Genomic DNA, 14,406 nt, shown 5'->3' on the forward strand with positions numbered 1-14,406 from the left:
GGCTTAGACCAGCCTGACTCAGTACCAAGGCAGAAGAATAGTTTTTAGATTGTTGACTCAAAAGGGATAGCTACGCCAAAAAAATCTGTGTATTGATTTTTTCTGAGTGTTGCGTCTCATATTTGAGAATTATTCCTCATAAATAATTATTTTTGAATCCTCACCGCCCCGTTGAGGGCTGAAAAAAGCCTCCCGAAACACCACAGGAGGGGTGTGGATTAATTTGATGGAGGATTTGGGTAAAAGGAAGTGATTGCCATTTTCTCTTCAGAATGCTAACAAGTTTGATATGTCAGTGTATGCTTAAAAGCCTCCGTATGACCCCTTATGAAGCATGAAAGTCAAGCCCCATGCCTCCTGCATCCAAGCGCAGCCTTTCAAGGGATCTTTCCATCAGTGTTTTTCTGCTGGTATTTATCCTTCAAATCCCCCTTGTATTTTATTATTTTACAAGGGAAGCCCGACAGATTTCCACTTCTTTCCGATCCCAAACCGAAGAAAATGCCCAGCGTCTGACCGATGTTCTGGCTGTCCCCCTGTGGCATATGGATATCCCCCAACTGGAACGCATTGCGATTGCCTTTACCCAGAATGACCCCATGACCGGTATCCGTATCCTGGACATCCATGGCCATGTCTTCTTTGATTCCATACAGGACAAAAACCCTGATCCCTCCCAGATGACCAGCATGAATATCCGGAACAATGGGAACACCATAGGTTCCATGGATCTCTACCTTTCCAGAGAACCATACAAAAAGGACCTTGCACGCCTGCGCAACCAAACCCTCTGGGTACTGGGACTTTCCCTCATGGCCATTTACATTGGCATTGGGCTTCTCTCCCGTCTTTTTATGAAGCCTCTGCTCAAGTCTCTTTCAGAAAGCCTTAAACATGTGGGGAACGGAAGATTTGACCACGCCTTCACCCGAGTCCGCCACAGGGAAATGGAAACCCTTGCCAGCACAATACAGGATATGGCCAGCCGCATCAAAGCCAGGGAAAATGTCCTTCAAATGATGAACAAAGAACTTCAGGCAGAAGTAAAGGAGAGAAAGAAAGCCGAAGAAGAAGCCCTGAACAGCGAGGCAAGACGCAAGGCCCTTCTGGATGCCATTCCGGATATGATATTCCAGTTTGACAGAACCGGGGCCTTTCTGGATTTTCAGGGTGATAAGACTCAGCTTTTTATTGACGCTGATAAGTTTCTTCATAAACAGGCCCATGAAGTTCTTCCGGAACACATCTCCGCACTGATTGAAAAGAACATTGAAAGGGCCCTTGATACACATAAACCAATAGTTTTTGAATACAGCCTGTATATGGGCAAAGAGAACAGTGAATACTTTGAAGCACGTATGGTGGCTGCAACAAAAGATACGGTTCTTGCCATTGTACGCAATATTTCCGGCAGGGTCCGGGCCGAAGCCCAGCGAAAAAAACTGGAAAGCCAGCTCACCAAAGCCCAGAAAATGGAAGCCGTGGGCATGCTGGCCGGTGGTGTGGCTCACGATCTGAACAATGTGCTTTCCGGACTTGTCAGCTATCCGGATCTGCTGCTTCAGGATCTTCCCGAAGACAGCACCATGCACAGGAGGATTCGCATTATCCAGAAATCAGGCCAGAGAGCAGCACAGATAGTTGAAGACCTGCTTACCCTGGCCCGCCGTGGCGTCAGCACAGAAAATGGCATACAGATGAATGCTGTCATTCTGGATTACCTTTCCACGCCTGAGCATGAAAAGCTCTGCTCCTTTCATCCAGAGGTTAGGATTCATACATCCCTTAGCCCAGATCTGGATCTGATAAGAGGCTCCGGGCTGCACCTTGGAAAAATGATCATGAACCTTGTTTCCAATGCGGCAGAAGCCATGCCAGAAGGGGGCCAGATATTCATTGAAACCTCCAAAGACATAAAAACATCAGAAGTCTTTCCCCATGGTGCAATTCTGATACGGATACAGGATACGGGCATGGGAATTGCCCCCGAAGATAAAGAAAAAATTTTCGAACCTTTTTATACAAAAAAAGTAATGGGCCGTTCGGGAACGGGGCTTGGTATGGCCGTAGTCTGGAGTACGGTGCAGGATCACCATGGTCAGATTTTTGTGGACAGTGAACCGGGAAAAGGCTGCACCATTTCCATATATCTTCCCGTAACACCGGGGCTTTTTCTCTGCACAGAAGAAGAAGACTACAGCCCTGAAGGAAGCGGGGAACATATCCTTGTGGTGGATGATCTTCCTGAACAGCGGGAAATAAGCACCCTGATTCTTGAGAAACTCGGATACAGGGTCACAACGGTATCCAGCGGAGAAGAAGCCCTTGCAGGACTTCAATCTCTGCTGCCGGATCTGGTCCTCCTCGACATGATCATGGGGCCAAAAGGCATGGATGGCCTTGAATGTTTCTGCCACATGCGCAGCCTTCTTCCGGATCTAAAGATTCTCCTTGTCACCGGCTTTTCAGAAAACGAGAGGACAAAGGAAGCGCTGGCGCTGGGGGCCATGGGGCTTATAAAAAAACCCTACACCTTCACAGATCTTGCACGAAATATTCACCGTGCCATCTGCGAGACAGGATAAAATTCAAAAAGAAATCTTCAGCCCCCTTGTATTGAGAATCCTTCCGTTTTAAAGTATATTTATATTTACTTGTCCCTGAAACCGCTCCTTCCCTTCTCTCCAACCAAAGGAGGCAGATCATGCGTATTCAGATTAACCGCATTCTCTGCACTACAGATCTTTCGGATTATGCCAGGCAAGGTATCCGTTATGCTACAGCCTTGGCCCGGACCCTGAATGCAGAACTTTTCCTTTGCTCCATCATTGACCCCATTCCTCTTGTTTATGCTGAAGGCATGCGGGATCCCAATGGCTATGAGAAAAAAATGGAACAAAGGGCAAAGGAAAAAATGGCCCTTGCCATGGAAGAGGTTCAAACTCCATGGAAAAGTCTTGTCCGTACAGGCCATCCGCCAACACGAATAACAGAGCTTGCCGAAGAACTGGATGCAGATCTTGTTATCGTGACCACCCGCCCGGGATCGGGACTTAAAAAATTTTTCATGGGCTCCACATCCGAAGAACTGATCCGTACTCTGAAGGTTCCCCTGCTCATTATGAGGGACATTGAGCCCGAAGCGCTGAAAAATACCCCCGAAGGTCCTTACCTTGACTTAAAACACGTCCTGGTGGGTTATGATTTTTCATACCACGCAACCATGGCCCTGCGATACGGTCTGAGTCTCTGTCAGGAATTCGAGGCAGAACTTCACATTGTACATACCGTTTCAGAAAACCAGCACAAAGCTTTCCTTGCCGAAGGTCCTCCTGGAGACCGTGTCCGCCATCAGAAGGCAGAAATGCAGAAACTCAAAGAAAAGCTCGACTCTCTGGTACCTGAGGAAGCAAAAACATGGTGCAATTACAAAACCCGTATCCTCATGGGTGAGGCACATACAGAGCTGCGCAAATATGCCATGACCTCAGAAATTGATATTTCCATTGTTGGTTCCAGGGGAATTTCTCTTGCCGAATCCATGCTGATGGGATCTGTTACGGACAGGCTTATAAGGGAAAACCCCTGTCCTGTGATGTCCGTGCACTGAGTCAAAAAAACAGGCTGATGCCCGATTACACGTCTTTTTTCAAATCCTGAAATCCTTTCCTGACAGATCCGGATTTCAGGATTTACACTTTGCTCCTTTAAGATAATAAGGTATGAAGAAAATTTTTGGGAAGCATTCAAGAATCTGGATAATATGCCAGCATACTTTAATACACTACCCATCCCTGTACCCTTAGCAATCAATCCATTTTTTAACAGGGATATATCAAATAAAAAGGAGCAGAAATGCTGAAGGCAGGAATCTTTCTGGATATGGAAAACTTAAGCCGCAATGGTGGCTGGGGCATTCGCTATGAAATCATCAAGGAACTTGTGGAGACCCAAGGAACCATTGTACTCCGGGCCAATGCCTACCTTGCGGTCGATGTGGAACGGGAACGTCAGGACACGGGCTACAGAATCCGCAACGAAAATTACAGGGCTGCCATCCGGAGAAACGGTTTTCATCTGATCAGAAAAGAGGTCCGGCGCTATTATGATTCCGAAGGAGAACTTGTGGTAAAGGCCAATGCCGACCTTGACCTTGCAGTAGACGCCATCCTTCAGTCTGAAAATCTGGATTATATCCTTGTGGGCTCCGGAGACGGAGACTTTCTCCGTCTGGTCAGGGCACTTCAGAACCGGGGGAAACGGGTGGACCTTCTCTCCTTTGCCAATACAAGCGGAGATCTAATGAGAGAAGTGGACAATCACTTTTCCGGCTTTCTCATCCCCGGCATTCTGGGCAACGATACGGGACAGACCCGAAAAAGGGGGATTCTCCATGCTTATAATGAGGACCGGGGATTTGGTTTCATTACCATGCGCACAGGGCTGGGAGCCACAGATCTCAGACATGATATTTTCTGCCATATCAATGACATTACCGTTGACGAAGAGTCCGTGGACACCCGCTATGTGGCAGAACTTAAACACAGGCAGATCATCCTTGAGTTTGATCTGATACAGACACCCGAAGGCCCGAAGGCCACGGATGTCTGTGAATTCCAGTGGCGCTGATCCCCCTTATGAATAATTGAAGGTCTAAAACAAATTTATGCAGTTCTCACGAGCATGGGTTCTTCAGCATCCTCCGTATGGGCACTGACATGGGCGCCAATTTTTTTACGGAAAAAAGCTGCGGTTTCCTCCACACTCATATGCTGAAAGCTCTCATAGGGAACTGGCGGCAAAATCTGTATTTTCATAGGGTTTCGGCTTTTAAGTTCAAGACTGTACTTGGGAAGCACTTCCCTTGTTCCATCAATGGCAATGGGCAGAATGGGCAGTTTCAATTCATGGGCCAGTTGAAAGGCACCTGGCTTAAATGGGCGCAAGATACCTGTCTCACTGCGGGTACCTTCTGGGAAAATAAAAACGGAATTACCTTCTTTCAAGGTTTTCCGACATTTTTCCAGCATTTCAAGAATACTGTCCTTATCCCCTCTTTTTAAAGGGATATATTCATTAAGGCGCATATTCCATCCAATAAAGGGGAGCTTGAATACTTCTATTTTAGAGACCCACTTAAAATGGAAAAACGTCCGGAATGCAGCCAGAATATCCAACTGGGACTGATGGTTGGACACCACCACGTAGGTGGCATTTTTATCAATATGTTCTTTCCCACTCACCACAAATTTCCATGTTGGCATAGTCCAGTAATGGCAGGTGGACCAGAAACAGGCATACAGGTGTAAAAAACGCATCCTTGGATCAAAGGGCCTGGTCAACAGCTTAATTATAAGAGCACCTGCGAAAAAAAATGGGCCTGCAACCATAATAGATAAAACAAAAAGAAATGAAACCAGACGATTCCAGAACATGTTTTCCCTTCCTTTCTTTCTGCCGGGCCTTCGATACAGTACCGATTGCCGGCAGCTTCATACACAACATGGACATCACATCATTTTTTAATGGATTTTTCATGGCCTGTAATGATACAAATTGTCATTAAAATAAAGCATACTCCCGTACAAGCTTACCTGATAAATATAAAAACACAGATCTGCTTCATTAGCCAATCATAAAAAGCTGTAAAACATTAAGCCGCAAAAGAAAAGTCTTTCATCCACAAACAAAGGAGTTCTGTCATGCGCTTTTTACCCTTTGGCATTCTGGCCCTGATTTTTCCGGCCCTCATGATCATGCCCCCTTCAAGTACTGCCCAGTCCTTTGAAGACTACATGAAACAACAGCAGTCCGCCTTTGTTTCCTATCAGGAACAAATTAACAAAGAGTTTCAGGAATATCAGAAAATCATAGAAGAAGAGTTCAACAATTTTAAAAATGAAATCAAAAAAAACTGGGGAGATGAGGTTTTAAGCACACCCACCCAATGGGTGGAATACAGCCGGGACATGAAAAACAGAACACTGGTGGACTATGAAAAAAATACCATCACCGTTGAAATCCAGGCTCCTGAAAAAGCAGATAATCTCCACAAGGAACTACAGGAAAGAATTAAAAATCTTGTGACAGCCACCTCTGCAAAGGCTTTTGAGAACGACACCCTCTCCCGTAATATTGAAAAACGGGTCATAGAAGCCTCCGATAACGTTCTGACGGACAAGGTAAAGCCGGAACCCATTCTCACTAAAACACTTACCGGTACAGATCGCCCTTCCAACCGTCAGGTCAACCGCACCGTAAATGAGCTTGCCCAGAAAAGTGTGGAAACCCAAAGACCTGCACCACAACCCGGTAACCGGATTCACAGCTTCACCATTACCCTCCCCGATGTCAGACTCAGCGACAAAGCAGGCACCTATGAAAAAGAAATCATAAAATACGCAAGAGAGTACAAAATCGATCCTGCTCTGGTCGTTGCAATAATGCACAGTGAGAGTTCCTTCAACCCCATGGCCAAATCCCATATCCCTGCCTACGGTCTCATGCAGATTGTTCCCCGTTCCGCAGGAAAAGATGCCTCCCAGCTCGTATATGGTGAGCAGAAACTCTTATCTCCATCCTACCTTTACAACGCAGACAACAACATAAAAATGGGGGCCGCATACCTGCACATCCTCTACTACCGCTACCTTTCGTCCATACAGAATCCTGAAAGCAGACTTTACTGCAGTATTGCGGCCTACAACACAGGTGCAGGAAACGTGGCCCGGGCCTTTACAGGAAACAGAAACATCCGCCGAGCCGCAGAAACCATCAACAAGCTAACCCCTGAACAGGTTTATAACAAGCTGGTTGCAGATCTTCCCTATGATGAAACAAGAAATTATATGAAAAAAGTTACTCCCCGCTACAAAGGCTACCAGACAAGCTATTCAGGACGATGATGGACGATTTTAAAACTATCTTATTTAAAGATAGAGCCAATTACAAAATCTGTTTTTAATTTCTTTAATTGTCTTTGATTCTCATAGCCAATAGCAACATTTTTATTATTAACTCGAATCAGATATCTAAATAGCACTAAAACCTTTTCATAATAATCAAAATTTAGTATATAAAAAATTAAGTGGAATATATAATCTAAAAAAGCTGACCCCAATAATATATCTTAACTGAAAAGTTATTTCTTCCCTACCCTTAAAGTTAGATTTATGGTCTGTGGTATCTATCCCCGGATCTTGCAAACAAAATAGAGAAGTCAATAAAAACAAACCATACCAACCAGGAGGGCTTTATGAAAAGACAACTAGCAAAAATGATACTGTTAGCTGGAATCATTGCACTGGCAGGCGCCTGTACTCCTAAACAAGCACCTGTAGCGGACACAGGTATGCCCGATGAGTATAAAGATGCTCCTTCATGGGTTTTTAACCCCGAACTCGAAGGGGGAGTCTCTGCCGTTGGAACCTCAAGAATTGGTAAAGCCGGCTTTGCCTTTGCAAGAAACGAAGCTCTTGCCGACGGAAGGGATCAGCTGGCACGACAGATGAGCGTCAAGGTACAGAACATGGTAAAAAACTTTACCCAGGCCACAGGCCTCGGGGATGATGAAACCGTAGACCGCGTATCCTCACAGGTATCCCGTCAGGTGGCCAATGAAACCCTTGCAGGTTCCAGAATGCGTTCCATGTGGCGTGCTCCCAACGGGGAGCTGTTCGTATGGATGGTTGTGGAACCTGAATCTGTACGTGCAGCAGCAAGGGATGCTGTCACCACATCCTATAAAAACGATCAGGCTCTCTGGCAGCAATTCCAGGCCAAAAAAGCCCATGATGAACTGGACGCAGTTATCAGTAAAGAATTCCAAGATTTTAACTAAAATGATAAAGCAGACCGCTGCAAAGCGGTCTGCTCTTAATCTTCATGGCCCAATAAGTTCAATGGATTCATGAGTTCAAAATTTTTTTTATATGAAACACCATATTCTGAAAACTCAGATCTTCCATGTTTTTTAAATAGCCGAAGATATATTTTAATGATGTACCTGTGAAAGGACTTATCTCCATGATTTTAAAAGCGTTGCCTATCCTTTTAATATCAGCCTTGATCATGGCCTGCACCCAGCACAATACACCAGCAGCTCCCCGAGGCAACGATAGGCCTTCGTTTATCTACAATCCTTCTATTAACGGTAAAATCGGCGGCGTTGGAATTGCACGGCCGCATATCCATGGTCCCAATGCCCAGCGCAACCTTGCCATATCCAGAGCCATTGATGAAATTGCAAGGCAAAAAGGAACTAAAGTTGAATCATGGCAGGCGGTCCAAACCACTGGCACCCGTGACAGCGCCTCAACCCATATGGATTCTGTTAGCATTCAGACAACCTCAGGGGAAACCATCCATGCAGTTATACGACAGATGTGGCATGACCCATCAAGCTCTGAACTTTATGTCTGGATGCTGACACAATAAATAAGCTTTACAGTTTAAGAAAATTTCTTTTACTAAAAAGTTCATTTCCCACTCGACGTAGATAAAACACCCTGATCATTGTGATTAGACAGTAAAGAGCGAATGCTTTGTCGAGTGCGTTTAGATCTTATTAGTAATACCGGAAATTAAAAAACAATAAACCGAAACACAATAAATCCTAATAATATAGTAGATTTTTAATCTTATCTGACTACCACTATATTTTATACATGCAAAGCTTATCTCATAAAAACGGTAGGGATAGGTTTTACTCCTACCAAAATATAGCAATGAAATCGTAGGGATTAACCCGCATCCAGTTTTTCAACCAGATCATTATCACATAACAACCAAGCCATAATACTATGATAAAACCAAGATAGACGTCGGGTAAAATAAAGAGAGCTCCTTCAACGACCACGTCCCCATTTTCGGCAAGATATAAACTGCCGTTATCAAACCAACATCTTTTATCTACCTTCACATACTCCGACCAATACTAAGTATGACAGTACCTATAAAACCATAGAAAAATCAGGAGACAATATTGTACCTTGTGGATTTGAGCTCAAACTTTTTGCGTCTCCAGAGGCTCTATACTCCGCCCGGCTATTTTTAAGACAAAGATTTATCATTAAAGCATCAGAAAAAATCAAGTGTGTTAACGGATGATGCTTTATAAAGTAAAATATAAAAAAAGGGGCTAAAAAGTCATTAAGATGACCCCTTACCCCCCTTAGATGAAATGGCAAATAAATATTTTTATAAAAGATGGGCTTTAACTAGAGCAAGGCTCCGACAGCTTCCCTTGCCATGGCCACAATGGGTTCCGGGAAAAGACCTGAAGCCAGAATAACCGCAGTGATAAAAACACCAAAGGCGGCTACGGGTAAACCCAGAGCAAAGCCTTTTCTTTCTTCGGCAGCCGGCTCATTTTCCGGAAGGGCGTAAGCTGCCCGCACCAGTTTCAGATAGTAAAAAGCAGATATGGCCGCATTGATTACAGCAAGGATGACAAGGCCAAAATATCCCTTACCAATGGCTGCTGTAAACACAAGAAACTTTGTAGGAAAACCCACAGCAGGTGGAATACCAGCCATGCCGCAGGCAGCAACGGCAAGGGTAAGGGCGAGAAGTGGAGAACGCCTGTGCAGCCCCTTTAAGCCCTCAAAGGTCAGATTTTCACCAGCCGGTGCAACCTGGCAGATGACATAAAAGCACCCAAGCGTCATCACCATATAACCGAAGACATAATAGATGGCCGAAGCAAAGCCTTCAGGCCCCACAGAAAGAATACCCACCATCACATAACCCGCATGGGCAATGGAGGAAAAGGCCAGAAGGCGCTTAATGTCATTTTGAACAAGGGCGGCAAGATTCCCGTAGGTCATTGAAAGTACAGCAAAGACCGAAAGTATCCAGATCAGATGCCCCGTATCCGCACCACTGGAAGCAACAAAACGGATAAGCAGAGCAACGGCAGCAATCTTAGGCAGTGTTGCCACAAAGGCAGTGGTTTCATTGGCTGCACCTTCGTACACATCCGGAGTCCAGAAATGCATGGGAAACATGGCAAGCTTATAGAAAAAACCCGTCAGAATCATCAAAAGGCCAATGAGTGCCAGAGGCTCGCTACGAACCAGCTCCGGAAGTACGGGGCCCAGCTCCGAAAGGTATGTGGTTCCTGTGAGACCTACCACATAACTCATACCAAAAACGGTTATACCGGTGGCAAGGGCACCAAACAGCACATACTTTATACCCGCTTCATACTGAACCCGGTGGGCGCCTTTACGCATGGGAATGGCCACATAAAGGGCAAAGGAAGAAATCTCAAGGCAAAGGAGAATGGTAAGAAGCTCCACACTGCTCACAAGGAAGGTCAGTCCCATGGTAGAAATGAACAGAAACATGGCATATTCGGATGAAATTTCCCGCCTGACCCCGGGAAAACCCGCAGAAAGAGACAAAACACCCAGAAAACCAAGGGCTATGAGCAGTTTAAAGGTCTGTGAAAAAAGATCCACACGATAGGCATCAAAAAAGAGCATGCCTTCTGCATTCAGGGCCGCAAAGGAGGCCAGAACCAGCAGCCCTGCACCCCCAAGGGCCACCCTTCCCACGAGGACGGAGCCTGCATTGAACAGGGAAAGCCCGAAAAAAATCAGGGTCATCCCGATAAGGACCAGTTCGGGGAGAAATTCCATCATAGACATGGCGTATCGATCCTAAACCTTGAGGTTGGCAACATATGGCTTGGGCAAAAAAGCCCTGTTTCTTCATTCAGGCCAGACATGGAATGCATTTTCCTTTTTATCAGTGCCCGGTCAGAGCTTCAGCAGTTCCCTGCCCTGCAGCCACCTGCTCCAGCAGGTGAGTAACACTGGCATCCATTACGGAAAGTACAGGCTGGGGATTCAACCCTATCCAGAAAACAAAAACCACAAGAAATGTCAGGCATGCAGTTTCCCGAAGATCGAGATCCCACAGCTTTCTTCCATGACCATGATCTTCCCCATGTCCACCTTCAAGGACCACCTCGTCATGGTGATGGATATGACCGTCACTGCTAGCCCATACCATTTTTTGAAGAAGCCTAAGCATGTAAGCGGCTGCCAGAATGGCTCCGGGAATGGCAATGGCTCCCACCAGAGGCTGGCTCCGGAAGGCACCCATGAGCACAAGGAATTCACCTACAAAGCTGTTGGTTCCGGGAAAAGCCAGAGAAGAAAGGGAAAATATTCCCAGGAAAGTAACATATACTGGCATGAACATGCCTAAGGCCGAATTATCTCCAATGTCCCTGGAATGGGTACGCTCATAGATAATGCCTATACAGATAAAGAGGGCACCCGTTGTAATGCCATGGTTTATCATCTGCAGCATGGCACCCTTGACACCTTCGTCATTGAGCAGAAAAATGCCCAGAGTGACAAAGCCCATATGGCCGACAGAGGAGTAGGCAATGAGTTTTTTGATATCGTTCTGACCCAAAGCCAGATATCCCCCATAGAGAATACCCACCAGCGAAAGTGCAATGAGAAAAGGAGCAAACATCTCCGTAGCCTGGGGAGCCATGGGAAGGCAGAAGCGCAGAAAACCATAACCACCCATTTTCAGAAGAATGGAAGCCAGAATAACCGAGCCTGCCGTAGGTGCTTCCACGTGGGCAGCCGGAAGCCAGGTATGGAAGGGAAACATTGGAATTTTTACGGCAAAGGCCAGAGCGCATGCGGCAAAAATCCAGGCCTGCCATGCAAAGCTGTATTCCGCAGCCATGAGGTCAGGAATAAAAAAGGTACCGGTTTTAACCCGCAGGGCAACAATGGCCACAAGGAAGAAAATGGAGCCGATGAAGGTATAAAGGAAAAACTTTATTGCAGCATAATCCTTACGCGGACCACCCCATACGGCAATGAGCAGATACATGGGAATCAGCATAGCTTCCCAGAAAATATAAAAAAGCACCGTATTCATGCTGACAAAAACGCCTATCATGGCGGTTTCCATGGCAAGAATGACAAAAATAAATTCTGCAAGACGATGCTCTATATATTTCCATGAGCAGAGAATGCAAAGGGGCATGATCAGGGTTGTGAGCAGCACAAGCAGCACGGAAATGCCATCCACACCCAGCTGATAGGAAAGCCCGATACTCGGAAACCAGTCCAGCTGCTCCACAAACTGATAGTCAGCCGTAGTCCTGTCAAAGGCAGTCCAGAGGGGAAGGCTCAAAGCTGCAGTCATAAGCGTCACCAGCAGCCCCCAGAATTTCAGGACTGTCTGGTTCCGGATGAAAAAACAGCAGGCAGCACCGGCAAGGGGTGTCAGCAGCACCACCGAAAGAATAGGATACCCCAGGCTGTTATAAATCAGAGCATTTGTCATCGTAAATACCGTATCCGGGTCTTGGTTTCATATTAAAGGAGAATCACCACAATCATGATACCGAATAAAAGGACGGCAGCAGCACCAATATAGTGCTGAATTTTACCCGTCTGGGCCTGACGGAGCTTATCGCCTGTATCCACAACGCCCCTTGCTGTTCCATCCACAACATAATCTATACCTTCCCTGTCAAACCAGGAAAGAGCCTTTGCCGTCAGCATGGTCCAGGCCAGACCTATACTCCGGTAAACCTCACCCACCCAGTCATTCACCCTTGAAAGGGGACCGGAAGCAAAAACCATAAAAACGATACTTCCCTTCCGGTAAAACCAGTCCAGATCCAGATTCATTTTCGGCTCAGGCCCCAGTTTTTTAACCATGAGATAGAAGCCCAATCCCGTAAAGCCCAGAAGTTGCAAGGTTTCCGAGAGGTGATAGGCGGTATAGGGCTGATAATCCACCGCATGGGGCAGCATGCGGTAAAGATACTCAGGATAAAAGCCAAGGAAGAAGCACATGAAGGCGGCAATACCCATGGCCCAGAGCATGCAGGCCGGAGGATCTTTGGCTTCCGGAACCGAAGGCTCGGACTTTCCACCATACCAGATGTAATAGGGGAGCTTGATACCTACAGAAAGGAAGGTACCCACAGCGGCAAGGGTCAGCATAAGCAGCAGCCCTGTCCTGTGTGCCTCACCTGCGGCAGCTATAATCATGGATTTCGACACAAAACCCGATGTCAGGGGGAAGCCTGAAATGGCAATACCACCGATCACTGTAAAAATCAGTGCAAGGGGCATTTTTGCATAGAGTCCCCCCAGCTCATTCAACTTTGACCGCCCTGTCATCTCAAGGACAGCACCCGCCCCCATAAAGAGAAGAGCCTTATAGAGAATATGGGCATAGGCGTGGGCCACGGCTCCATTGACGGCCATGGCCGTTCCAATTCCGATACCGCAGACCATATAGCCCACCTGACTGACAATATGGTAGGCAAGAATCCTTCGGGCATCGTTTTCAATAACAGCGTAGGCCACACCATAGAGGGCCATGATGGCACCGAGGATGGCCAGAGCCTCAAAACCTGGAAAACCCCTTGCCAGTACATACACCGCTGTTTTTGTGGTGAAAGCACACATGAAAACAGCCCCTGTTACTGTGGCTTCCGGGTAGGCATCGGGCAGCCAGGCATGGATGGGAGGAACAGCCGCATTCAGCATGAAACCTATCATGATAAGATAATCCGCAAGGCCTGCGTCCGTGGGCAAAATCTGCACAAAGGTGAGATCACCGCCCGTAGCCCTGTACTTCAGGAAGATGCCTGCCAGCAGAATCAGCCCGCCCAGCACATGAACCAGAAGGTAGCGGAATCCGGCCTCTATGGATTTTTTCTTTTTTCTGTACCAGATGAGGAACGTGGATGCGACAGCCATCAGCTCCCAGAAAATAAAGAGCGTCAGATAATCTCCCGCAAGGGTGACACCGAGGGAGCCGGCCACATAGAGCCAGGCCGCCGTATGCTGGCCCCAGTCCTCAACTTTTAAAGCAAAAAGGGAGCCGATTACCGCCATCAGAGTAAAGACATGGAGAAAGACATAGGTGAGCTTATCCACCCGTCCGAATACCATATCAAAACCCATCCAGCTCACATGCCCGAAGCTTTCCGGCAGCATGTTGATCTGCAGGAAAGCCACAAGGGGAATGATCACCAGTACGGCATTTTTCAGTTTCATCCGGCAGAGCCACGGCATCAGGAGCGCACCCATTATAAAAAGGGTGGCCGGATGCATCAGTACGGGGTGCAGCTGGGCCAGAGGCGATAGCATGCTACTTGTCATCGTAATAGTCCTCTTGCTTCATAAGCCAGGCATGGGAAATACCTTTGCATATCACTATCATGCCCAGGCAACCGAACAGGGCAAACACGCTCCAGAATCCGATGATGGTATCCCCGAAGAAATGGGGATCATGCCGTTCTGCCATGAAATCATAGACAAGGGCCCCGCCAAGGAAGGCAAAAAAAATCCATTTAAACCATTCCGTCCGTTCCCGGAGCCAGGTCATCAGTCGTCCCATACTTAA

The 14,406-nt window shown here is 46.7% G+C and carries 11 protein-coding genes; 6 read left to right on the forward strand and 5 right to left on the reverse strand.

Annotated features, from left to right (window positions below):
- The first annotated feature begins 350 nt into the window (after window positions 1-350).
- The 3 genes from FIM25_RS06975 (at window position 351) to FIM25_RS06985 (ending at window position 4,629) form a co-directional block, all read left to right on the forward strand.
- Window positions 351-2,585, forward strand: coding sequence for a hybrid sensor histidine kinase/response regulator (locus tag FIM25_RS06975; protein WP_139447703.1), 2,235 nt, complete (start codon window positions 351-353; stop codon window positions 2,583-2,585).
- 119 nt (window positions 2,586-2,704) lie between these two features.
- Window positions 2,705-3,610: a universal stress protein gene (locus tag FIM25_RS06980; RefSeq protein ID WP_139447705.1), complete on the forward strand. Its 906-nt coding sequence runs from the start codon at window positions 2,705-2,707 to the stop codon at window positions 3,608-3,610.
- 245 nt (window positions 3,611-3,855) lie between these two features.
- A complete protein-coding gene (locus tag FIM25_RS06985) occupies window positions 3,856-4,629 on the forward strand; it encodes an NYN domain-containing protein (protein WP_139447707.1) in 774 nt (257 codons plus the stop codon).
- A 35-nt stretch (window positions 4,630-4,664) separates the two neighbouring features.
- On the opposite strand, the gene FIM25_RS06990 is transcribed toward FIM25_RS06985, so the two are convergent.
- Window positions 4,665-5,243: a lysophospholipid acyltransferase family protein gene (locus FIM25_RS06990; protein ID WP_246052062.1), complete on the reverse strand. Its 579-nt coding sequence runs from the start codon at window positions 5,241-5,243 to the stop codon at window positions 4,665-4,667.
- Window positions 5,244-5,702: 459 nt separating this feature from the next.
- Here FIM25_RS06990 and FIM25_RS06995 point away from each other — a divergent pair, with 459 nt between their 5' ends.
- The 3 genes from FIM25_RS06995 to FIM25_RS07005 all read left to right on the forward strand — a co-directional run bounded on the left by FIM25_RS06995 (window position 5,703) and on the right by FIM25_RS07005 (window position 8,436).
- Window positions 5,703-6,905 carry a murein transglycosylase domain-containing protein gene (locus FIM25_RS06995; protein WP_139447711.1) on the forward strand — a complete coding sequence of 401 codons (1,203 nt, stop codon included), beginning with the start codon at window positions 5,703-5,705 and terminating at the stop codon, window positions 6,903-6,905.
- A gap of 350 nt (window positions 6,906-7,255) precedes the next feature.
- Window positions 7,256-7,840 carry an LPP20 family lipoprotein gene (locus FIM25_RS07000; protein WP_139447713.1) on the forward strand — a complete coding sequence of 195 codons (585 nt, stop codon included), beginning with the start codon at window positions 7,256-7,258 and terminating at the stop codon, window positions 7,838-7,840.
- A 185-nt stretch (window positions 7,841-8,025) separates the two neighbouring features.
- Window positions 8,026-8,436: a hypothetical protein gene (locus FIM25_RS07005; protein WP_139447715.1), complete on the forward strand. Its 411-nt coding sequence runs from the start codon at window positions 8,026-8,028 to the stop codon at window positions 8,434-8,436.
- Window positions 8,437-9,218: 782 nt separating this feature from the next.
- On the opposite strand, the gene FIM25_RS07010 is transcribed toward FIM25_RS07005, so the two are convergent.
- From FIM25_RS07010 to FIM25_RS07025, 4 genes are all read right to left on the reverse strand, one after another.
- Window positions 9,219-10,652 (reverse strand): NADH-quinone oxidoreductase subunit N, encoded by a 1,434-nt coding sequence (locus FIM25_RS07010; protein ID WP_246052064.1) that lies wholly within the window; start codon window positions 10,650-10,652, stop codon window positions 9,219-9,221.
- A 100-nt stretch (window positions 10,653-10,752) separates the two neighbouring features.
- A complete protein-coding gene (locus FIM25_RS07015) occupies window positions 10,753-12,324 on the reverse strand; it encodes a complex I subunit 4 family protein (RefSeq protein ID WP_139447717.1) in 1,572 nt (523 codons plus the stop codon).
- A 32-nt stretch (window positions 12,325-12,356) separates the two neighbouring features.
- The gene (locus FIM25_RS07020) at window positions 12,357-14,162 is read right to left on the reverse strand and encodes a Na(+)/H(+) antiporter subunit D (RefSeq protein ID WP_246052065.1); all 1,806 of its coding nucleotides are present in this window, start codon (window positions 14,160-14,162) and stop codon (window positions 12,357-12,359) included.
- Complete coding sequence (locus FIM25_RS07025; protein ID WP_139447719.1) at window positions 14,152-14,400, reverse strand: hypothetical protein; 249 nt, start codon at window positions 14,398-14,400, stop codon at window positions 14,152-14,154. Before FIM25_RS07025 ends, FIM25_RS07020 begins: the two co-directional genes overlap by 11 nt.
- Window positions 14,401-14,406 lie beyond the last annotated feature (6 nt).

It is taken from the genome of Desulfobotulus mexicanus, assembly GCF_006175995.1.
GTDB lineage: Bacteria > Desulfobacterota > Desulfobacteria > Desulfobacterales > ASO4-4 > Desulfobotulus > Desulfobotulus mexicanus.

Excerpts from the sequence above, each read along its gene's own strand:
- FIM25_RS06975 (WP_139447703.1), top strand. The coding sequence starts at position 351 with ATGCCTCCTGCATCCAAGCGCAGCCTTTCAAGGGATCTTTCCATCAGT.
- FIM25_RS06980 (WP_139447705.1), top strand. The coding sequence starts at position 2,705 with ATGCGTATTCAGATTAACCGCATTCTCTGCACTACAGATCTTTCGGAT.
- FIM25_RS06985 (WP_139447707.1), top strand. The coding sequence starts at position 3,856 with ATGCTGAAGGCAGGAATCTTTCTGGATATGGAAAACTTAAGCCGCAAT.
- FIM25_RS06995 (WP_139447711.1), top strand. The coding sequence starts at position 5,703 with ATGCGCTTTTTACCCTTTGGCATTCTGGCCCTGATTTTTCCGGCCCTC.
- FIM25_RS07000 (WP_139447713.1), top strand. The coding sequence starts at position 7,256 with ATGAAAAGACAACTAGCAAAAATGATACTGTTAGCTGGAATCATTGCA.
- FIM25_RS07005 (WP_139447715.1), top strand. The coding sequence starts at position 8,026 with ATGATTTTAAAAGCGTTGCCTATCCTTTTAATATCAGCCTTGATCATG.
- FIM25_RS07010 (WP_246052064.1), bottom strand. The coding sequence starts at position 10,652 with ATGTCTATGATGGAATTTCTCCCCGAACTGGTCCTTATCGGGATGACC.
- FIM25_RS07015 (WP_139447717.1), bottom strand. The coding sequence starts at position 12,324 with ATGACAAATGCTCTGATTTATAACAGCCTGGGGTATCCTATTCTTTCG.
- FIM25_RS07020 (WP_246052065.1), bottom strand. The coding sequence starts at position 14,162 with ATGACAAGTAGCATGCTATCGCCTCTGGCCCAGCTGCACCCCGTACTG.
- FIM25_RS07025 (WP_139447719.1), bottom strand. The coding sequence starts at position 14,400 with ATGGGACGACTGATGACCTGGCTCCGGGAACGGACGGAATGGTTTAAA.